At 74.3% G+C, this 21010-nt stretch carries 16 protein-coding genes and 1 tRNA gene; 12 read left to right on the top strand and 5 right to left on the bottom strand.

Annotated features, from left to right (window positions below; all coding sequences use genetic code 11):
* Nucleotides 1-111: 111 nt before the first annotated feature.
* Nucleotides 112-1596: a gephyrin-like molybdotransferase receptor GlpR gene (gene glpR / locus ACGFSH_RS17820; protein ID WP_393349465.1), complete on the top strand. Its 1485-nt coding sequence runs from the start codon at nt 112-114 to the stop codon at nt 1594-1596.
* Between the two features lie 82 nt (nt 1597-1678).
* Nucleotides 1679-1752 (top strand) — tRNA-Ala (locus ACGFSH_RS17815).
* Nucleotides 1753-1879: 127 nt separating this feature from the next.
* Here ACGFSH_RS17815 and ACGFSH_RS17810 read toward each other — a convergent pair.
* A complete protein-coding gene (locus tag ACGFSH_RS17810; RefSeq protein WP_393349463.1) occupies nt 1880-4339 on the bottom strand; it encodes an FtsX-like permease family protein in 2460 nt (819 codons plus the stop codon).
* On the bottom strand, nt 4333-5058 hold the full coding sequence (locus tag ACGFSH_RS17805; protein ID WP_393349461.1) for an ABC transporter ATP-binding protein: 726 nt from the start codon (nt 5056-5058) through the stop codon (nt 4333-4335). The genes ACGFSH_RS17810 and ACGFSH_RS17805 overlap by 7 nt, the downstream gene beginning before the upstream one ends.
* A gap of 250 nt (nt 5059-5308) precedes the next feature.
* Between ACGFSH_RS17805 and ACGFSH_RS17800 the strand changes: the two genes are divergently transcribed.
* Nucleotides 5309-6703, top strand: a complete 1395-nt coding sequence (locus ACGFSH_RS17800) for a sensor histidine kinase (protein ID WP_393349459.1) — start codon at nt 5309-5311, stop codon at nt 6701-6703.
* Entirely contained in the window at nt 6643-7296 is a 654-nt protein-coding gene (locus ACGFSH_RS17795) for a response regulator (protein WP_393350032.1), read from the top strand. The genes ACGFSH_RS17800 and ACGFSH_RS17795 overlap by 61 nt, the downstream gene beginning before the upstream one ends.
* 21 nt (nt 7297-7317) lie before the next feature.
* Here ACGFSH_RS17795 and ACGFSH_RS17790 read toward each other — a convergent pair whose 3' ends face one another.
* Complete coding sequence (locus tag ACGFSH_RS17790) at nt 7318-7800, bottom strand: GNAT family N-acetyltransferase (RefSeq protein WP_393349457.1); 483 nt, start codon at nt 7798-7800, stop codon at nt 7318-7320.
* Between the two features lie 96 nt (nt 7801-7896).
* Here ACGFSH_RS17790 and ACGFSH_RS17785 point away from each other — a divergent pair, with 96 nt between their 5' ends.
* Nucleotides 7897-8700 (top strand): exodeoxyribonuclease III, encoded by an 804-nt coding sequence (locus ACGFSH_RS17785; protein WP_393349455.1) that lies wholly within the window; start codon nt 7897-7899, stop codon nt 8698-8700.
* A gap of 34 nt (nt 8701-8734) precedes the next feature.
* On the opposite strand, the gene ACGFSH_RS17780 is transcribed toward ACGFSH_RS17785, so the two are convergent.
* Nucleotides 8735-9403, bottom strand: coding sequence for a MerR family transcriptional regulator (locus tag ACGFSH_RS17780; RefSeq protein ID WP_393349453.1), 669 nt, complete (start codon nt 9401-9403; stop codon nt 8735-8737).
* Nucleotides 9404-9550: 147 nt separating this feature from the next.
* Here ACGFSH_RS17780 and ACGFSH_RS17775 point away from each other — a divergent pair, with 147 nt between their 5' ends.
* The 4 genes from ACGFSH_RS17775 to ACGFSH_RS17760 all read left to right on the top strand — a co-directional run bounded on the left by ACGFSH_RS17775 (nt 9551) and on the right by ACGFSH_RS17760 (nt 13225).
* Nucleotides 9551-11071, top strand: coding sequence for a flavin-containing monooxygenase (locus tag ACGFSH_RS17775; protein WP_393349451.1), 1521 nt, complete (start codon nt 9551-9553; stop codon nt 11069-11071).
* Nucleotides 11068-11970, top strand: coding sequence for an alpha/beta fold hydrolase (locus ACGFSH_RS17770; RefSeq protein ID WP_393349449.1), 903 nt, complete (start codon nt 11068-11070; stop codon nt 11968-11970). Before ACGFSH_RS17775 ends, ACGFSH_RS17770 begins: the two co-directional genes overlap by 4 nt.
* The gene (locus ACGFSH_RS17765; protein WP_393349447.1) at nt 11967-12851 is read left to right on the top strand and encodes an SDR family oxidoreductase; all 885 of its coding nucleotides are present in this window, start codon (nt 11967-11969) and stop codon (nt 12849-12851) included. Before ACGFSH_RS17770 ends, ACGFSH_RS17765 begins: the two co-directional genes overlap by 4 nt.
* A gap of 92 nt (nt 12852-12943) precedes the next feature.
* Nucleotides 12944-13225 (top strand): hypothetical protein, encoded by a 282-nt coding sequence (locus ACGFSH_RS17760; RefSeq protein WP_393349445.1) that lies wholly within the window; start codon nt 12944-12946, stop codon nt 13223-13225.
* Nucleotides 13226-13297: 72 nt separating this feature from the next.
* On the opposite strand, the gene ACGFSH_RS17755 is transcribed toward ACGFSH_RS17760, so the two are convergent.
* The gene (locus tag ACGFSH_RS17755) at nt 13298-16621 is read right to left on the bottom strand and encodes a S41 family peptidase (protein WP_393349443.1); all 3324 of its coding nucleotides are present in this window, start codon (nt 16619-16621) and stop codon (nt 13298-13300) included.
* A 266-nt stretch (nt 16622-16887) separates the two neighbouring features.
* Between ACGFSH_RS17755 and ACGFSH_RS17750 the strand changes: the two genes are divergently transcribed.
* From ACGFSH_RS17750 to ACGFSH_RS17740, 3 genes are all read left to right on the top strand, one after another.
* On the top strand, nt 16888-17490 hold the full coding sequence (locus tag ACGFSH_RS17750) for a TetR/AcrR family transcriptional regulator (protein WP_393349441.1): 603 nt from the start codon (nt 16888-16890) through the stop codon (nt 17488-17490).
* 123 nt (nt 17491-17613) lie between these two features.
* Nucleotides 17614-19881: an MMPL family transporter gene (locus ACGFSH_RS17745; protein WP_393349440.1), complete on the top strand. Its 2268-nt coding sequence runs from the start codon at nt 17614-17616 to the stop codon at nt 19879-19881.
* Nucleotides 19882-20327: 446 nt separating this feature from the next.
* Nucleotides 20328-20897: a lamin tail domain-containing protein gene (locus ACGFSH_RS17740; RefSeq protein WP_393349438.1), complete on the top strand. Its 570-nt coding sequence runs from the start codon at nt 20328-20330 to the stop codon at nt 20895-20897.
* The last annotated feature ends 113 nt before the right edge of the window (nt 20898-21010 follow it).

Genomic DNA, 21010 nt, shown 5'->3' with positions numbered 1-21010 from the left:
GGCCTGCTGATCGCATCGGTCACAAAAAAAGTTCGAAATATCAGCCGGATCGTGCGACACACCGGCTCAATTGGCGGATGGCCTCACGTAAACCCCTCTACGGTGTGAGACGTGAGCAGCAGCGGCCTCATCTACGCAGTCATCGTCGGGGCCTGGGCCGCCTACTTGGTGCCCATGTGGCTCCGTAGGCAGGACGAGCTGAACGAGGCTCGTCCCACGGAACGCTTCAGCACCGCCATCCGGCTGCTGTCCGGACGGGCGGGGATGGAGCGCCGGTACGCCAGGGACCTGCGGGCGCGCTCCGCCGAGGAGGCGTCCGACGCCGACGCCCCGGACGCCGTCACCGACACGGTGGACGTCCGGGCCTTCGCCATGCCGCCGACCCGCCCCCAGGTGACGGCGCCGGTGCACGAGCGCGGTCAGGAACGCGGCCACGAACGCGGCCACGAGCGAGCCCCGGAACGCGGGACGGGTCGGCCCGAAGGGGCGCGCGACGCGGTGCGTGAACCGGCGCGCGAGCCGGCGGCCGACTCCGGGCGCGAGGCGCGCGAACAGGGCGTCAGGCCGCCCCGTGACCACGCCTCCACGCCGTCCGCGGCCTCCGGAACCCCTGCTGCGCACCCGTCGGCGGCCCACGCCCCGCACACCCCGCAGACCCTCCCCGCCCCGCATGCTCCGCACGGCTCCCACGCCTCCGCGAGCGACGGGGGCGGGGGCGTGGCGGGCCGGCGCGCGCCGGCCCCCCGTCAGGCGTCCGCCGCACGGCCGTCCCCGCGTCAGAGCGCCTCCGCCCAGGCGTCCGCCGCGCGCGCCCAGCGCTCGAAGGCGCTCGCGCGCCGTCGGCGCACCACGGTCATGCTCTTCCTCGCCTTCACGCTCGGCGCGATCGTCGCGGCCGTCGGCGGCCTCGCCTTCCTCTGGGCGCCCGCCGTGCCCGCCGCCCTGCTCAGCGCGTACATCGCGTATCTGCGCGCCCAGGAGCACCGCCGCTTCGCCTACCAGATGGACCGCAGGCGCGCCGAAGTCGCCGCCCAGCGGCTGCGCGAACGCCAACCGCGCCGGCGGGCCCCCGCCCCGGCGAGCGCGCAGTCCCCCGACACCGGCTCCGACGCCGGTGCCGAGGAGCCGCACGCGGGCGCCGAGCCGGAGACCGACCCGGGCCTGCTGGCCCTCGCCGCGGACCGCAGGGCGCTCGTCGAGCAGACCGACCACGCCGAGTGGGTCGACCAGCAGCGCGAGCGGCAGCGCCGCCCCGTGCACGGCGACAGCTGGGACCCGGTCCCGGTCCCGCTGCCCACCTACGTGACCGCGCCGGTCGCCCCGCGCGCGACGTCCGACGTGGACCTCTCGGCGCCCGACGCCTGGAGCTCGGCCCGGTCCAGCTCCGTCGCCCCGGACCAGGAGACGGCCGGCGCCGGGGACGCCCCGGCCGGGGAACCGGAAGCGGACGGCCGCGCCGAGGACCGGTCCGCGGAGGGCGGCGAGCGCAGCGACGCACGGCGCGCGGCCTCGGCCCGGCGCTCCCGCGAACGCGGCCGCACCCCGCTGTTCGACCAGTACGAGGACGGCGAGCGCCCCCGCGCCGCCAACGAATAAGGGCCCCGGCACCCCCCGCCCGGCCTCGGGGAACGGATTTCCAAGCAGGCCGATGGGGGTGCTAGAGTTTCACTCGTTGCAAGGGCCTGTGGCGCAGTCCGGTAGCGCACCTCGTTCGCATCGAGGGGGCCAGGGGTTCAAATCCCCTCAGGTCCACTGCAGCTCAAAGCCCCGGTCGGGATTCCCGACCGGGGCTTTGGCCATTCCGGCGGCACATCGCGCGGGATCCGCCGTCGCCGGGCTCGTGTTCGGGCCGCCGGGGCGCGTCGCGTGCGTGCGGGCGTCAGCCCCCGGCCGGACGCGCCCCTCTGCCGGCGCCGCTCGTGCGGGCGGTGCCGCGCAGGGCTGTTGCCGTCGTGATGAGGGAAGCGGTCAGGGCGAGCAGGGCGCAGGCTCCCGTCGTGCCGGCGATCGCGGTCCAGGGGACGACGAACGCGGGCGGCGCCGAGAGCAGTCGCAGGGCGGCGCTCATGCCGGCCAGGTTCACCGCCGTCACGAGCAGTCCCAGCACGGCTCCCGCCGCGACGACGCTCAGCGTCTCCGTGGCGGCCAGCCGCAGGATCTGCGCGGGTGTCGCGCCCGTCAGCCGCAGGGCGCGCAGGGCCGGCCGGCGTTCGGCGGCCGCCATGACCAGGGTGTTGGCGAGCGAGATGCCGGTGTACACGAGCGCGATGCCGAGGACGAGCAGCAGACCGAGGAGTGTCGTCCGGGCGGACCGCGGGCGGCCGGCCCGCGCCCACTGCTCCGCGTCCATGACCCGCACCCCGCGCACGGTCCGCAGCCCCGCGGCGACCGCGGCCCGGTCGGCGCCCGGCCGCACTCGCACCGCCACCCGGTCCACGCCCGCGCCGCCCGCGTTCGCCGGGGTGACGTAGGCGCCGTTCTCGCCGGTGCCGACGGCCAGCACCGCCACGATCCGCAGCGTCTTCGCCGTGCCGTCCGCGAGCCACACCGGCACCCGCTGTCCCACCCGGTGCCGGGCCCATTCCCGGGTCACGACGATCGAGTCGTCGTCGAGGCCGGCCGGTTCACCGGCCGTCACGGGCAGCCGCTCGGTCTTCGCCAGCAGCCGCGGATCGGCTGCGCGCGCCCCGGACTTCACCAGCGCCACGCCGTCCTCCAGGGTGTGGACGGAGGTGGCGGCCGTCGCGGACACCAGCGTGCCCGGGACGCGCCGCAACCGCTCGACGTCCCCCGGCGGCAGCGTCGCGCCGTCCCGCGGCGTCACCACGAAGTCGGCGGCGGTCTGCCGCCGTGCCTCGCTCGAGCGCGCCTCGTCCAGCGTGGCCGTCGCGCCCAGCAGGGAGCCGGCCAGTGCCACCGTGACCAGCACGGGCGCGGCCACCGCGGCGCTGCGGCGGATCCCGGCGACCGCGTGCGCCCGCGCCAACAGGCCGACCACGCCGGGCAGTCGGGGCAGAAGCGGCCGCAGCAGTGCCGGCGCGAGCAGGGCGACCGCGGTGATCAGCAGCATCGGGCGGACCACGTACGTCTTGCGGTGCAGCAGGTCGCCCGGGTCGGTCGCCAGCGCGTACGCCAGGGTCGCCCCGGCCGTGAGCAGCAGCGCCGCACCGCACACCGACCGGCCGCGGGTGAGCGCGCGGCCGTCGGCCGCGGCCTCGCGCAGCGCCTGCGCGGGCGCCGTCCGTCCGGCCCGCCACGACGCGGCCAGCGCGCCGCCGAGAGCGACCGACAGGCCCGTCCAGAAGGCGAGTCGGTACGGCCAGACGCCCGCTCCGGGGCCGCCGACCGTGTACCGGCGCGGCGCCAGACCGGCGGATGCCACCAGGTCGCCGAGGAGCGGGGCGGCGTACGCGCCCATCGCGCAGCCCGCCGCCGAGGCGAGCACGCCGACGGCCAGGGCCTCCGCCAGCACCGTCCGCCGGACCTGGCCCGGGGTGGCGCCCGCGACGCGCAGCAGCCCGAACTCGCGGCGGCGCCGGTCGACGGCGAAGGCGAAGGTGGCGGCCACGACGAAGACGGACACGAACGCGCTCACCCCGCCGGCCGTGCCGAACAGGGCGTTCAGCGCGGTCAGGGCCTCGGCGTCCCGGCCGGGGTCGGCGTCCGCGAGCCGGCGCGAGCCGCCGGTGAGGACGCGCACGTCGTTGTCCGCGACCGCCGCGCGCACCGACCCCGCGTCGGCCTCCACCACCAACTGGACGACGGCGGGGGACAGTCGGGCGGCCCGGTCGGCCGTGTAGAAGACGGCGTTCTCGAAGCCCAGGGCGCGCACCGTGCCCACCACCCGCAACGGGCCGTCCACGGTGGGCAGTCGGGCGCCCACGGCCGTCCAGTCTCCGGAGACGACGACCTCGTCGGCCGCCTCGGGCGCACGGCCGGCGGTCAGCGCGTAGGGGGCGAAGCGAGCCGTCGGCCAGGGATGGCCCACCAGGCCGGGGGGAACGCCGTGCGCTCCGCTCGTGCGGACCGGGAAGGACCGGTCCTCGGTGACCGGGCCGAGGGCCCGCAGGGCGGAGACGGTCCGGGCGGGCACCGGGCGCGGCCCCGCCAGCCTCGCCGTGCGCTCGCCCGCCGGGGTGGTGACCCGAAGGACGTCCTGCCCCTGGACGACCACCGGCGCGGCCGCGAACCGCTCCGGGGCGCGCCCCGGGACGTCCAGGGACGCGGCGAGTGCCTGGCCCATGACGGCGAGCAGCGCGACGCCCAGCGCGAGGGCGACGAAACTGCCGGTGAACGCGGCCCAGCGGGTGCGCAGGGTGTGCAACGCGACGCTCAACACGCGACGTCCTCCCCTGCGGACTTCAGACCCGCCATCCGGGCCGCCACGGCCTCGGCGGTCGTGTCCGGGCCGGTCAGCTCCCCGTGGACGCGTCCGTCGGCCAGGAAGACGACCCGGTCGGCGACGGACGCGGCGAGCGGATCGTGGGTGACCATCACGACCGTGCCGCCGTCGTCGTCGACCAGGGAGCGCAGCAGGGTGAGTACCTCGCGGCCGGCGGCGGAGTCCAGCGCACCCGTCGGCTCGTCGGCGAAGAGCACATCGGGACGGGTGATCAGGGCGCGGGCGACGGCGACGCGCTGCTGCTGGCCGCCGGACAGCCGGTCGGGACGGTGCCCGGCGCGATCGGCGAGCCCGACCTGCCGCAGGGCCTCGCGCACCCGGGACCTCGACGGGCGGCGGCCCGCCAGCCGCAGCGGGAGCGCGACGTTCTGCTCCGCGGTGAGCGCGGGAAGCAGGTTGAACGACTGGAAGACGAAACCGATCCGCTCCCGGCGAAGCAGCGTCAGCCGCCGCTCGCTCAGCCCGGTCAGCTCGGTCCCGCCGACGCGCACCGACCCCGAGGTCGGCCGGTCCAGCCCGGCGGCGCACTGGAGCAGCGTCGACTTGCCCGAGCCGGACGGGCCCATGACGGCCGTGAAGGAGCCGCGGGGCAGGACGAGACCGACGTCGTCCAGCGCCGTGACCCGGACCCCGCCCGCCTCGTACCACCGGTGCACGGCGGTCAGGCGGACGGCGGGCGCGTCAGGGCCGGCGCACGTGCTCGCCCGGCGGCCGGGCACAGGGGGCCGTGGTGTGCGTGCGGGCCGTGGGGGCTGTACGGCGTGTTCGGTCATGGGTCCACCGAACCGTGCGCGGGCCCGCCCCGTCTGTCGGGCAGGGGCTAGACCCGGGGTAGGGCCAGGCATACCCCGGGGGCTACGGCTGCGGGTATGGCGGGACGCCCCGCCCCCTCCTACCGTGATCCGCATGCATCCCCCAGACGTCCGGCAGGCGCTGTCCCGCCCCGGCTATCTGCTGTCGCCGTGGCCGTGGCGGGCCGCCGCCTACCTGCTGACCGGAGCGGCCGGCGGGGCCGTCGTCCTGGCGGCGCTGGCGGTGTGGGCGGTCGCGAGCGGGGTGCTCGCGATCGCCCTCGTGGGACTGCCCCTTCTGGCGGCCCTCCCGTTCGCCGGGCTGCCGGTGGCCGCGCTGGAACGGCGCAGGCTGCGGTGGGTCGATCCGGCGCCCGCGCCCACCGCGCACGCGGAGCCGAGCGCGCCCGGCGTGCGCGCCTGGCTCACCGTCCGGCTGCGCGACCGCGCGACCTGGCGCGAACTCGCCCACACGCTCCTCACCGCCGGTCTGCTGTGGCCCGCCGAGGCGCTCGTGCTGGCCGTCGCCCTGGTCCTGCCGCTGGCGATGACCGCGACCCCGCTGCTGCTCGCGACCGTCGGCGGCGGGCGCGAGGTCAAGGTGGCCAAGCTGTGGACCGTCACCGGTCAGGGCCCCGCGTTCGGCTCCGCCGCGCTGGGCGTGCTGCTGCTGGCGGCCGGCGCGTACGCCGTCGGCGCGGCCGCCGGGGCCCGGGCCGCGCTGACCCGCCGCCTGGTCTGCCCGCGCGACGGCGGCCCGGAGGCCAGGGTCGTGGAGCTGACCCGGTCCCGGGCCCGTCTGGTGGACGCCTTCGAAGCGGAACGGCGGCGCATCGAACGCGATCTCCACGACGGCGCCCAGCAGCGTCTGGTCGCCCTCAGCATGGCCCTCGGCCTGGCCCGGCTGGACGCCCCGCCCGGCACCCGGCTCGCCGAGCAGCTGGCCCGCGCCCACGACGAGGCGGGCGCGGCGCTGGCGGAGCTGCGGGAGCTGATCCACGGCATTCACCCCAAGGTGCTCGCCGACCACGGCCTGGCCGCCGCCCTCGCCGACACCGCCGACCGGTCCCCGGTCCCCGTGGACGTGGAGTGCGAGCTGCCGGGGGAGCGGCTGCCGCAGGCCGTGGAGGCCGCCGCCCACTTCGCGGTGCGCGAGGCGCTGGCCAACGTGGCCCGGCACAGCGGGGCGCACCGCGCGCGGGTGCGGGCGGCGCTGCACGAGGGACGGCTGCTCGTCCTGGAGGTGGCGGACGACGGCCGCGGCGGCGCCGACCGGGCCCGCGGCACCGGGCTCACCGGGCTCGCGGACCGGGTGTCGGTGCTGGATGGAACACTGTCCGTGACCAGCCCGACCGGCGGCCCGACCCTGCTGCGTGTGGAGATCCCTTGCGAGCCGATGCAGACACCGACGCGCACCCCGACGGAGACGGGCACGGACGAAGACCCGGACTGGGACGAGGGCTGCGCATCGTCCTCGCCGAGGACAGCGTCCTCCTCCGCGACGGGCTGACGGCGCTGCTCGCCCGCTTCGGCCACGAGGTCGTCGCGGCGGCCGGCGACGCGCAGGGCCTGCTCGCGGCAGTGGCCGAGCACCGCCCGCAGGTCGTCGTCACCGACGTGCGGATGCCGCCGACCTTCCAGGACGAGGGGCTGCGGGCGGCGGTCCGGCTGCGCGCCGACCATCCCGGCCTGCCCGTCCTCGTCCTCAGCCAGTACGTCCAGCGCGCCTACGCGGCCGACCTCCTCGACTCCGGGGACGGCAGCGGCGTCGGCTATCTGCTCAAGGACCGGGTCGGCCAGGTGGAGGAGTTCGTGGCCGCCCTGCGAGAGGTCGCGGGCGGCGGCACGGTCGTCGACCCGGAGGTCGTACGGCAGCTGCTGCGGCGGCGGCGCGACCCGCTGGACCGGCTCACCCCACGCGAGCGGGAGGTGCTGGCGCTGGTGGCCGAGGGGAAGTCCAACGGCGCGATAGCCAGGGCGCTCGTGGTCTCGGAGGCCGCCGTCGGCAAGCACATCGGCGGCATCCTCACCAAGCTGGACCTGCCGCCCGCCGACGACACCCACCGGCGGGTGCTGGCCGTGCTGGCCTACCTCAGAAGCTGAGGGGCCCGCCGGCCGCCGGCCTCAGGAGCCGAGGGGCTTGGCGTAGCAGCGGCTCGCCTCGTACTCGCGGTAGTAGCCGAACTTCGCGCACGGCTCGTAGCCGCTGGAGGTGTACAGGGCGATGGCCTCCGGCTGCTCGGTGCCGGTCTCCAGGACCATCCGCACGCGCCCGGCGTCCCGCGCGTCGTCCTCCAGCGCGGTCAGGATCCGCCGCGCGAGACCGCGCCCGCGCATGTCCCGGACCACGAACATGCGCTTCAGCTCGGCGTCGCCGTCCTGGTTGCCCTCGCCGTTCTCGTCCTGGCTGCGCCAGCCGCCGGTGGCCACCGGGCGGCCGGTCTCGTCGTAGGCGATGAGATAGACGCCGCGCGGCGGCCGGAAGTCGGAGGGCGCGAGGACGGTGGCGTCGCCGCCGTCGCCGTAGCGCTCGTGGTACTCGGCCTGGACCTCGTCGTTGAGCTTGACCGCGTCGGGGTGGTCGAAGGGGACCGGACGTATTTGCACGCCGTACACAGTACGTGTATCCGCAACGTGTTTCCCCCGGCGTCCGCCGCCCGGACCGGCCCCGTCCCGCGGGCCCCGGCCGGGTATCGTGCCGGGGTGCTGACCGTGACCTCCGTGAATGTGAATGGACTGCGTGCCGCCGCGAAGAAGGGCTTCGTGGAGTGGCTCGCGGACACCTCCGCCGACGTGCTGTGCCTCCAGGAGGTGCGGGCCGAGCCGGAGCAGCTGCCGCAGGCCGCGGGGGCTCCCGAGGGCTGGTTCGTCACCCACGCCCCGGCGGCTGCCAAGGGGCGTGCGGGCGTCTCGCTCTACACGCGCCGCGAGCCGGACGCCGTCCGGATCGGCTTCGGCTCGGCCGAGTTCGACGGCAGCGGCCGGTACGTCGAGGCCGACCTGCCCGGTGTGACGGTCGCCTCCCTCTACCTCCCGTCCGGCGAGGTCGGCACGGAGCGCCAGGACGAGAAGGTCCGCTTCATGGACGGGTTCCTCGCCCACCTCAAGGAGCTGCGCGAACGCGCCGCGGCCGACGGCCGTGAGGTCCTGGTGTGCGGCGACTGGAACATCGCCCACCAGCCGGCCGACCTGAAGAACTGGCGGGCCAACCAGAAGAGCTCGGGCTTCCTGCCGGAGGAGCGGGAGTGGCTGGGCCGGGTCCTCGCCCCGGCGGACGGCGGTTACGTGGACGTCGTCCGGGAGCTGCACCCGGACATGGCGGGCCCGTACACCTGGTGGTCGTACCGGGGCCGGGCCTTCGACAACGACACGGGGTGGCGGATCGACCTCCAGGTCGGCACGCCCGGTCTCGCCGGCAAGGCCGTCAAGGGCCTGGTGGAGCGGGCGGCCACGCACGCGGAGCGCTGGTCGGACCACGCGCCCGTGACCGTCGTCTACGACCTGTAGACGGGCCTGCGGCCTTCCGGAGCCGGGTGGGGCCTCAGGCCCCCCGCTCCCTCGTCTCCCGGGTCTCGTGCCGCAGCCGCCGGTCCAGGGCCAGGGAGAGTTCCGCCTCGACCACGCTGCGGGCCAGGGGGCGCAGGCGGGGGAGGTCCTTCTCGGTGGCGTGGCGCAGGATCAGGTCGGTGAAGAGCGCGGCGAGGGCGTCGGCGTGTTCGCGGACGCGGACGCCCGCCGCGAGGACCTCGGCGAGCGGGATGCCCTCGGCGACGAGGGCGGACGACACGTCCAGCAGCCGCCTGCTGATGTGGACGATCTCGTCGCCGTCGGTGCCCAGGTAGCCGAGGTCGAGGGCGGCGGCGAGGTTCTCCGGGGTGACCTGGCCCTCGAAGCGGGCGGCGAGTTCCTCGGGGGTGAGGTGGACGGGCTCCTCCTCGGTGGGGCCGCCGACGCCGATCAGTTCGGCGACGTCGCTGCCCTGGTCCAGGGCGTCGGCGAGTTCGGCGATGCCGGTGAGGGTGTGGCCGCGTTCGAGGAGGGCCGAGATCGTGCGCAGCCGGGCGAGGTGGTGGTCGTCGTACCAGGCGATGCGGCCCTCGCGCCGGGGCGGGGCGAGGAGTTTGCGCTCGCGGTAGAAGCGCAGGGTGCGCACCGTGATGCCGGCCTCGGCCGCCAGCTCCTCCGTCCGGTACTCGCGCTTGTGGGTCACGGGCGAAGCTTATGTTGTACCGCCGGTAACTTTCCTTCCCCCGGCCCCCTACCCATCGGTACGGGGCTGTTCTACCCTCCCATTGCGCCAGTGTTCACTGGCAGAGTCGCGAAGGTCGCGAGAGTCGCACGGCTGGGAGGTGTCGGGATGACCGAACACGTACGGGTGGCGGTGATCGGATCCGGCTTCGGCGGACTGGGGGCCGCCGTGCGGCTGCGCCGGGAGGGGATCACGGACTTCGTGATCCTGGAACGGGCCGGCAGCGTGGGCGGGACCTGGCGGGACAACAGCTACCCGGGGTGCGCCTGCGACGTGCCGTCCCACCTCTACTCCTTCTCCTTCGCGCCCAACCCGGACTGGCCGCGCACCTTCTCCGGCCAGGAGCACATCCGCGCCTACCTGGAGCACGTCACGGACGTGTTCGGGCTGCGGCCGCACCTGCGGCTCGACTCCGAGGTGCTGCGGATGACCTGGGACGCGCGCGAGCTGCGCTGGGACGTCGAGACGAGCGCCGGGCGCTACTTCGCGGACGTCGTCGTGTCGGCCACCGGACCGCTGTCCGACCCGAAGATCCCGCGGATCCCCGGCCTGGACTCCTTCCCCGGCAAGGTCTTCCACTCGGCCCGCTGGGACCACGGCCACGACCTCGCGGGCAAGCGGGTCGCCATGGTCGGCACCGGCGCGTCGGCCGTCCAGATCGTGCCGGCCGTCCAGCCGGACGTCTCCCGGCTCACCCTGTTCCAGCGCACCCCGCCGTGGGTGATGCCCCGCGTCGACCGGGCCGTCAGCGGTGCGGAGCGCGCCCTGCACCGGGCCCTGCCCGTCACCGCCCGGCTGCGGCGCGGCCTGCTGTGGGGGATCCGCGAGCTTCAGGTGCAGGCGTTCACCAAGCACCCGAACGAACTCGGCTTCGTCGAGGCGCTCGCCCGGCGCAACATGGCCCGCGCCGTCAAGGACCCGGCCCTGCGCGCGAAGCTCACCCCCGACTACCGCATCGGCTGCAAGCGGATCCTGCTGTCCAGCACCTACTATCCGGCCCTCACGCGCCCCAACGTGGACGTCGTCGCGAGCGGACTGAGCGAGGTGCGCGGCTCCACGCTGGTCGCCGCCGACGGCACCGAGGCCGAGGCCGACGTGATCGTGTTCGGCACCGGGTTCCACGTCACCGACATGCCGATCGCCGACCGGGTGGTGGGCGCGGACGGACGGACCCTCGCGGAGAGCTGGAAGGGCGGCATGGAGGCCCTGCGGGGCGCGTCCGCCGCCGGGTTCCCCAACTGGATGACGATCATCGGCCCGAACACCGGACTGGGGAACTCCTCCATGATCCTGATGATCGAGTCCCAGCTGAACTACATGGCCGACTACCTGCGCCAGCTGGACATCCTCGGGGGCCGTGCGGCCCTGGACGCCCGCCCGAGCGCGGTGCACGCCTGGAACCGCCGGGTGCAGGACCGGATGAAGCGGACGGTGTGGAGCACGGGCGGCTGCACCAGCTGGTACCTGGACGCGAGCGGCCGCAACACGACCGTCTGGCCGGGCACCACCGCCGAGTTCCGGCGCGCGACCCGCCGGGTGGACCTCGCGGAGTACGAGGTGGTGCGCGCGAGCGCCCGTCCCGGGTCCGGCAGCGCGCAGCCCGGCGAGGAGAAGGAGGTGACGGCATGAGCGCCGTCGCCTCCGTCGCCGTGCGCGAGCTGACCGCCGTCTCCGCCGACGGCGCACGGCTGCACGTCGAGATCCACGGCCCGGCCTCGGGGGCCGGGTCCGCGCCCGCCGTCGTCCTCGCCCACGGCTGGACCTGCTCGACGAAGTTCTGGGCGGCCCAGATCCGCGAACTCGCCGTCGACCACCGCGTGATCGCCTACGACCAGCGCGGACACGGACGCACCCCGGCGAGCACCGCGTGCAGCACGGACGCCCTCGCCGACGACCTGGAAGCCGTCCTGCGGGCGACCCTGGCGCCCGGCGAGAAGGCGGTGATCGCCGGTCACTCCATGGGCGGCATGACGGTGCTGGCGGCGGCCGGTCGGGAGGCCTTCGCGGAGCACGCGGCAGCCGTCCTGCTGTGCAGCACCGGCGCCTCCCGGCTGGTCGCCGAGTCCACCGTCGTCCCGCTGCGGCCGGGCCGGCTGCGGACCTGGCTGACCCGGCACGTCCTCGGCTCGCGGGCCCCCCTCGGGCCGGTCACACCCGTGGCGATGCGGATCCTGAAGTACGCCACGATGGGCGCCGGAGCGGCCCCGCACATGGTGGAGGCGTGCGCCCGGATCGTGCACGCCTGCCCGCGCCGGGTGCGGCATACCTGGTCCGGCGTGCTCCACCTGCTCGATCTCGACCACGGCGTCGGCCGGTTGAGCGTGCCGACGGCCGTGCTGGTCGGCACCGCCGACCGGTTGACGCCGCCGGTGCAGGCGCACCGCATCGCGGCGGCGCTGCCGCACTGCCTGGGCGTCACCGAACTGCCCGGCGTCGGACACATGACGCCGGTCGAGGAGCCCGGCCTGGTCACCGCACGGATCCGGGAACTCGTCACCACGTACACGCAGTTGAAGGAGGGCGCATGAGCAGGGTCGAGCTCGAGGGACAGGTCGTCGTGGTCACCGGGGCGGCGCGGGGGGTCGGGGAGCTGCTCGCCCGCAAGCTCTCCGCACGCGGCGCGAGCATCGCGCTCGTCGGTCTGGAGCCGGACGCGCTGAAGCAGGTGTCCGAGCGGCTGCACGGCGACAGCGACCACTGGTACGCCGACGTCACCGACCACGAGGCGATGAGCGCGGTGGCGGCAGAGGTGAAGGAGCGCTTCGGCAAGGTGGACGTCGTGGTGGCCAACGCCGGTGTGGCCAACGGCGGTCCGTTCGCGGACTCCGACCCGGACTCGTGGCGGCGGGTCGTCGAGGTCAACCTGATCGGGTCGGCCGTCACGGCCCGCGCCTTCCTGCCGCTGCTGCGCGAGAGCCGCGGCTATCTGCTCCAGATCGCCTCCCTCGCCGCGATCACGCCCGCGCCGATGATGACCGCGTACTGCGCGTCCAAGTCGGGCGTGGAGGCGTTCGCCCACAGTCTGCGCGCGGAGGTCGCCCACCAGGGCGTCCGGGTGGGCGTCGGATACCTGTCGTGGACGGACACCGACATGGTGCGCGGGGCCGACCAGGACGAGGTGATGCGGGAGTTGAGGCAGCGGCTGCCGTGGCCGGCGAACAAGACGTACCCGCTCGGACCGGCGGTCGACCGGATCGTGGCCGGCATCGAGCGGCGCTCCCCGCACGTGTACGGGCAGGGGTGGCTGCGGGGGATGCAGTCGGTGCGCGGCTATCTGCCCGGGATCATCGGGACGGTCGGCCGGCGGGAGATGAAGCGGTTCGCGCCCCGGTTGCAGGGGATGCGGACGGGGCTGGTGGGGGCGGGCGGGTCCGCCGACGAACAAGCGAGGGCTACGCAGCGTAGTTGATCGACATGCGTACCGTGACCGCCCGTGTGAATCTGGTCGAGGCCCCACCACGGGGCCCCAACCCCCCTCATCTCCTACAGGAGTGAACCCACATGGGTATGAAGGACAAGTTCCAGGACCGGTCCGAGCACATGGCGCAGCAGGCCAAGCAGAAGGCCCAGCAGGCCAAGGAGCAGGTCCAGCAGCGCGGCAAGCAGCGTCCGGGCGAGGACGCCGAGCGCATGCGTCCGGAGCGCGAGTCGGCGGAGCGCATGCGTCCGGAGCGCGGGACGCCGGAGCGCATGCGTCCCGAGCACGAGGCGTCGGAGCGCCGCAACCCGCAGGAGCGGGACCGCGAGCGCGAGCGCGTCGGCTTCGACGAAGAGAGCTTCTGACACCCCGCTCCGGCGGCCGGTGACATGAGCACAGGGGCGCCCCGGGCCCGGGGCGCCCCTCCTCGTGTGCGGTCAGGTGGTGCGCGGGGGCAGCTTCGGCCGGGACCGGTCGGGGACGTCGGCGTAGTCGGGCGGGGTCGCGGGCGGGTTCTTACTGAGCAGCTCCAGCGCCAGTTGCACGGCGTCGTCGAGCTGGGCGTGGCGGCCCTCGGCCCAGTCGAGGGGGGTGCGCAGGATCTCCAGGTCGGGTGTGACGCCCTTGTTCTCCACGGACCAGCCGTACGCGTCGAACCAGGCCGCGTTCATCGGGACGGTGATGACGGTGCCGTCGCCGAGCCGGTGGCGGCCGGTCATGCCGACCACGCCGCCCCAGGTGCGCTGGCCCACCACCGGGCCCAGCCCGAGCAGTTTGAAGGCGGCCGTGATCATGTCGCCGTCGGAGGAGGTCGCCTCGTCCGCCAGCGCCACGACCGGTCCGCGCGGGGCGTTGGAGGCGTAGGACACCGGTTCGGCGTCGCGGGTGAGGTCCCAGCCCAGGATCGTCCGGGTCAGCTTCTCCACCACCAGTTCGCTGATGTGGCCGCCGGCGTTGCCGCGCACGTCCACGATCAGGGCGGGCCGGGCGACCTCGCCGCGCAGGTCGCGGTTGAACTGGGCCCAGCCGGAGCCGCCCATGTCCGGGATGTGCAGATAGCCGCACCGGCCGTCGCTCAACTCCCGTACCACGGCCCGCCGTTTGGCCACCCAGTCCTGATAGCGCAGGGGGCGTTCGTCGACGAGCGGGACGACGGCCACCCGGCGCGGCCGGCCCGGCTCGCCCTCGGCGGGGGCGAGCGTGAGTTCCACCGTGGTGCCGCCCGCGCCGGCCAGCAGCGGGTAGGGGCCGGCCAGCGGGTCGACCTCGCGGCCGTCGACGTGGGTGAGGACCGCGCCCTCCCGGATGCCGGTGCCGGCCAGCGGCGAACGCGCCTTGGAGTCGGAGGAGTCGCCGGGCAGGATCCGCCGGATCGTCCAACCCGCGTCACGCCGTACGAGGTTGGCGCCGAGGAGGCCCTGGAGCCGCTGGTAGTGCGGCGGTCCCTCGTTGCGGCGGGCGGCCGTGACGTACGCGTGGGAGGTGCCCAGTTCGCCCAGCACCTCGCGCAGCAGGTCGGCGAACTCGTCGGGGGAGGCGACCCGTTCGACGAGCGGCCGGTACTGGCCGAGGACGGCGTCCCAGTCGATCCCGCACATGCCGGGGTCCCAGAAGTAGGCGCGGATCAGCCGGCCGGCCTCCTCGTACGACTGGCGCCATTCGGCGCCCGGGTCCACCTCGTGCAGGATGCGCCGCAGGTCGATCCAGACCGTGGAGTCGGGGTCGCCGGTCTCGGTGGACGGCACCGCCCGCAGTTCGCCCTCGTCGACCACGACGAGCCGGGTGCCGTCGCCGCTCAGCGCGAACCAGTCGAGGTCGTCGACGAGTTCGGACTTCTTCGCCTTGCTGATGTTGAAATGCTCCAGGGTCGGGCGGCCGCTGGTGTCGTCGGGGTTGGCGAAGGTCTCGCCGAGGGCGCCCGAGATCGGCCAGCGCAGCCACACCAGTCCGCCGCCCGCCACCGGGTGCAGGGCCGAGTACTTGGAGGCGGCGACGGGGAACGGGGTGACCCGGCTGGCCAGTCCTTCGGTCTCCACGGTGACGGTCCCGTCGGCGCCGCCGCCGTCGTCCTCCACCGGGTCCAGTCCGCCGGCGGCCGGCCGGCCCTCGGGGGTCAGCGCGAACGGCGAGGGCGTCGCGGAGGACAGGGGCACGAGGTAGGGGCGGCAGCCCAGCGGGAAGGACAGGTCGCCGGTGTGCACGTCGTAGACCGGGTCGAAGCCGCGCCAGGAGAGGAAGGCGAGGTAGCGGCCGTCCCGCGTGAAGACGGGGTTCTCGTCCTCGAAGCGGCCGTCGGTCACGTCGATGACCGACCGGTCCTTCATGCGCGCCATCTTGATCTGGCGCAGGGAACGCCCGATCCCCGGGTGCGACCAGGTCAGCCACGCCCCGTCGGGGGAGAACGCCAGGTCGCGCACGGGCCCGTTGGCCGACACGACCAGCTCGGTGACCCTGCCGCCCGCGCCCCCCGGGTCCGCTGTCTCCCCCGCCTCTTCCGCGTGCCCCTCGTCCCCGTCGTCCGCCGTGTCCGCCGCCTCCTCGGTGAGGTCGACGAGGAGCAGCCGGCCGTCGTGCGAGGCCACGGCGAGCCGTTCGCCCTGCGGGTCGGCCGCCGTCTCCAGCACCCGGCCGAGCAGACCGCAGGCCAGCCGCCGGGGCGCCCGGCAGCCCGTCGCGCGGGGCAGATGGGCGACCTCGACGGCGTCCTCGCCGTCCGCGTCCGTCACATAGGCGACCTGTCCGCCCTGGCCGAGCATCTCGGGCAGCCGCACCCGCACGCCGGGGGTGTCGGTGATGGTGCGGGCGGGACCGTCGCGGTGGGTCAGCCAGTACAGGCTGCCCCGGACGACGACGGCGCTCGCCCGGCCGGTCTCGTCGACGGAGACGCCGTCGATGTGCTGGGCGGCGGGGATCTGGTAGGGCCGCCGTCCCGCGCGCGGCCCGCCCATGCGCACGTCGATCCGGCGCGGTTCGGAGCCCGCCGCGAGATCGTCGACGATCCACAGGTCTCCGCCGCACTGATAGACCACCCGGTCGCCGTCGCCGGCGGCGTGCCGGGCGTAAAAGTCGTCGTGGTCCGTGTGCCGGCGCAGGTCGGAGCCGTCCTGGGCGCAGGAGTAGAGGTTGCCGACGCCCTCGTGGTCGGAGAGGAAGGCGATACGGCCGCCGACGAAGAGGGGGGAGGCGAGGTGGCCGTCGACGTCCTCCAGGAGCCGTTGCCCGTGCAGCCACAGCCGTCCGGTGGCGCCGCCCCGGTAGCGCTTCCAGGCGGCCGGCTCGTGCGGCGGGGTGCCGGTGAGCAGGAGGGTGCGGCGGTCGCCGTCGAGGTCGGCGACCTGGAGGTCGCTGACCGGGCCCCAGGGCAGTTTGCGGCCGGGGGAGCCGTCGGGGGTGACCTTGTAGGCCCAGGTGAAGTAGGAGAAGGGCTCGCCGTGGGAGGCGACGGCGAGGATGTCGGCGTTCCCGTCCGCGTCCGGGGGCGTCCAGCCGCAGACCCGGGTGTCGGAGCTGCCCCAGTAGGTCAGCCGCCGCCCCGGCCCGCCGTCCACGGGCACCAGGTGGATCTCCGGGACGAGGCTGCGCCAGCTCGTGTACGCGATCAGGCGGCCGTCGGGCGAGAAGCGGGGGTGTCCGGCCTTCGTGCGGTCGACGGTGAGTCGCCAGGCGCGGCCCGGACCGGCCAGCGGGGCCAGCCAGAGGTCGTCCTCGGCCACGAAGCACAACAGGTCACCATGGAGATGGGGCAGACGCAGATAGCTCACCTCCCCATGCTTTTCCGGGGGATGGACCGGAGCAACTTGTGATATGTGTGCGGAACCGGGCGCGGGTGAGACAGAACACGTACGAAACAGTTTCGTTTCGCAGTGAGGTGCGCTACATTCGGGGAGTACGCACAGGGAACCGTGACCGTGTCGCATCGGCTCGGTCGGACCGGTTCGATCGCTTCGACCAGTTCGGTCGGCCGGCCGGTTCGGCCGGTGGTTCGGTCGGTGGTTCGTTTCGGTTCGGAGCAGGGAAGGGGAGCGGAATGACTGAGGTCGCAACGGCGCGTCGCAGCCGCATCACCCCCGAGCGCGAGGCCGAGCTCTACGAGGCCGTGCTCGAACTGCTCCGCGAAGTCGGCTACGACGCCCTCACCATGGACGCCGTCGCCGCTCGCACCCGGTCCAGCAAGGCCACGCTCTACCGCCAGTGGGGCGGCAAGGCCGAACTGGTCGCCAAAGCGGTCCGCCACGCCAAGCCGGGCGGCTCCGCCGACGAGGTCGACACCGGAACGCTGCGGGGCGACCTGCACGCCCTCACCATGCGCTCGGACGACTGCGAGATGGAACAGAACTCCGCCCTGATGCGGGGTCTGGCCATGGCCGTCCACGGCAACCCGGACCTGCTCAAGGCCTTCAAGGAACACCTTGTCGAGCCGGAGATGGCCGAGTTCGGCCGTGTGCTGCAACGGGCCGTCGACCGCGGCGAGGTCCGCGCCGACAACCCGGCGATGCACTTCGTCCCGCACATGATGATCGGCGCGTTCGCCGCCCGCACCATGCTCGACGAACAGCCGCCGACGCAGGCGTTCCTCCTCGCGTACATCGACGCCGTGGTCCTCCCCGCCCTCGGCGCGCCCACCCCCTGACCGTCCCCGCGGTCCGCCCATCCTGACGTCACCGCTCACGTCGTCGGGCCGATCACCCCTGCCTCACGCCGGGTTGGTCAACCCTGCCCTGCACGCACACGACCTGACCGGGAGTACGCCTCCGTGGCCACGTTCCTCTACAAACTCGGCCGTTTCGCCTTCCGGCGGCGCGGCTTCGTCGCCCTGATGTGGGTCGCGCTGCTGACCCTCGCCGGAGTCGGCGCCGCGACCGCGCCCGCACCGGGCACCACCTCCTTCTCCATTCCGGGCGTCGAAGCCCAGAAGGCCTTCGACCTGCTGGAACAGCGCTTCCCGGGAGCCAGTGCCGACGGCGCGACCGGGCGCATCGTCTTCAAGGCCCCCGAGGGCCAGAAGATGACGGACGCCGCCAACCGGGCCACCGTCGACAGGACCGTCAAGGCCCTGAGCGGCGGCTCCGAGGTGGTCTCCGTCGCCGACCCGTTCACGACGCACGCCGTGAGCAAGGACGCGACGGTCGCCTACACGTCGGTCCGCTACGACGCGCCCGGCATGGAGCTGACGGACGCGACCCGGCACACCCTGGAGCAGGCCGCGGACGACGCCCGCGCCGCCGGGCTCACCGTCGACGTCGGCGGTGACGCGCTTCAGGCCGGGGCCGAGCCCGGGGCGGCCGGCGAGGTCATCGGTCTCGCCATCGCAGCCGTCGTCCTCGTCGTCACCCTCGGGTCGCTGGTCGCGGCCGGACTGCCGCTGCTGACGGCGATCATCGGCGTCGGCATCGGCGTCTCCGCCATCACCGCCCTCGCCAAGGCGCTCGACCTCGGCGACACCACCTCCACGCTCGCCCTGATGATCGGGCTCGCGGTCGGCATCGACTACGCGCTGTTCATCGTCTCCCGCTACCGCAGTGAGCTGGCCGAGGGCCGCGACCGCGAGGAGGCGGTCGGACGCGCCACCGGCACCGCCGGATCGGCGGTGGTCTTCGCGGGCCTCACGGTCGTGATCGCCCTGGCGGGCCTGTCCGTCGTCAACGTGCCGATGCTGACCAAGATGGGCCTCGCGGCGGCCGGCACCGTCGTGGTCGCCGTTCTCATCGCGCTGACCATGATCCCCGCGCTGCTCGGCTTCGCCGGCCGCAGGATCCGCGCGACGGGCGAGAAGCGCAGGCCGCGCGGCGCCGGGAGCGGCAAGGCGGCGGGGGCCTCGACGGCGGCGGAGCCGTCCGCGTCCCGGCCGGCCAGGCCCGGTCCGGGCGTGCGCTGGGCGAGCTTCGTCATCCGCCGCCCGGCCGCGGTCCTGCTGCTCGGCGTGCTCGGGCTCGGCGCGATCGCCGTCCCCGCCACCCAGCTGGAACTGGGACTGCCCGACGACGGCTCGCAGCCGACGTCCACCACCCAGCGCCGCGCCTACGACCTGCTCTCCGAGGGCTTCGGCCCCGGCTTCAACGGGCCCCTGATGATCGTCGTCGACGCCCGGCAGAGCGACGACCCGCAGGCCGCGGCCGCCTCGGTGACCGACGGCATCAAGGATCTCAAGGACGTCGTCACGGTCACCCCGGCCGCCTTCAACAAGGCCGGCGACACCGCGACGATCACCGTCATACCCGACTCCAAGCCCTCCTCGGCGCAGACCGAGGACCTGGTCCACGCCATCCGCGGCCAGGGCGCCGACGTCCGGTCCGAGACGGGCGCGCAGGTGCTCGTCACCGGCACCACGGCGATGAACATCGACTTCTCGCAGAAGCTCAACGACGCGCTCGTCCCGTATCTGGGCCTGGTCGTCGGCCTGGCCTTTCTGCTGCTGATCGTGGTCTTCCGCTCGATCCTGGTCCCGCTGAAGGCGGCCCTCGGGTTCCTGCTCAGCGTGCTCGCCGCGCTCGGCGCCGTCGTCGCCGTGTTCCAGTGGGGCTGGCTCGGCGGCCTGATCGGCGTCGAGGAGACCGGGCCGATCATGTCGATGATGCCGATCTTCATGGTGGGCGTCGTCTTCGGCCTCGCGATGGACTACGAGGTCTTCCTCGTGACCCGCATGCGCGAGGCGTACGTCCACGGCGAGAGCCCGGCCCAGGCCATCGTGACCGGCTTCCGGCACAGCGCCAAGGTGGTGGCCGCAGCCGCGGTGATCATGATGGCCGTGTTCGGCGGCTTCATCAGCTCCAGCGAGTCGATGATCAAGATGATCGGCTTCGGCCTCGCGATCGCCGTCTTCTTCGACGCGTTCATCGTGCGCATGGCCATCGTGCCGGCCGTCCTGGCGCTGCTGGGCCGGAAGGCCTGGTGGCTGCCGAGGTGGCTGGACCGCGCGCTGCCCAACGTGGACGTCGAGGGCGAGGGCCTGAAGGCGCACGGCGACGGCGACGGCGCCAAGGACGCGGACCCGGACGACGACCGGGAACTCGTCCGCGCCTGACACGTGCGACCGCCCGCGTCGCGAGCGCCTGACGCGCGAGACGCGAGGGAGATAGACCGCCGGTGAGGGCTCCGTGGGGACGGGGCGCCCTCACCGGCTTCCCTTTTTCCCGTCCTCTCCGCACCCCGGACGCCACCCTTTCCGCATCCCGGACCCCGCCCTTCCCGCACCTGCCGGCCGTCGTTTCCGCACTTGCCGGCCGTCGATCTCGCGCCTCGCTCTGTGACCCACTTTCGGGTGACGGCCGACGGCGGAAGAGGCCCGCAGGGCAGTGATTCCAATGGTTCGGAGCCTTCAGTACATATATGGACATGGAAGCCTACTGTCACCGGAATGTGGACGGTTCGTAACGCGGGGTGCCAAACAGGCGCGCGGAACGCGGCCGGTGGTCGAGTGTTGGCCCTGCGGCCGATCAGGCCGTGACCCGCACCACGCAAGGAGACCTTGTGTCCTTTAACACTGTTTCCGCCCGCTGTCTCGCCGCCGCCGCGATCGCCGCGGCCGTCGTCGGGACGGTGGCGCTGCCGGCCTCCGCGGCCGACCACTCCCGCCACAACCGGGCGGAAGTGCAGATCAGCGCCGTGCAGTACGACGCGCCGGGCCGAAACGACCGCTCCGCCCACTCGCTGAACAAGGAATGGGTCGAGCTGACCAACACCACCCGTCACGCGGTCAACCTGAGCGGGTGGACCCTGTCGGCCGAGCGCGGCGCGACCTACACCTTCCGCCACTACCGGCTGGCCCCCCGCGCCACCGTCCGCATCCACACCGGCGTGGGCCGCGACACCCGCACCGACCTGTTCCAGGACCGCCACCACGAGGTGCTGGACAACCACGCCGGCACCGCCGTGCTGCGCGACGACCACCGCCGCCTCGTGGACGCCGAGTCCTGGGGCCACCGTCACGGCCGTGGTGACCGCGACGACCGTCACGGCCGTGGTGACCGCGACGACCGTCACGGCCGTGGCGACCGCGACGACCGTCACGACCGTGACGGCCACCACCGCCGCGGCTGACGTCCCCGCGCCGGCCGTCTTGTGCGACGGCCCCGGCTGACGGCGAAGCGCCCGGTCCCCTCCAGGGGGCCGGGCGCTTCCCCATGCCGGCGCGTCCGCGCCCGGCGGGAACG

It is taken from the genome of Streptomyces sp. NPDC048481, from assembly GCF_043200075.1.
Lineage (GTDB): Bacteria > Actinomycetota > Actinomycetes > Streptomycetales > Streptomycetaceae > Streptomyces.
The sequence above is the reverse complement of the archived record's forward strand: the minus strand, read 5'-3'. Positions and strand labels throughout refer to the sequence as shown.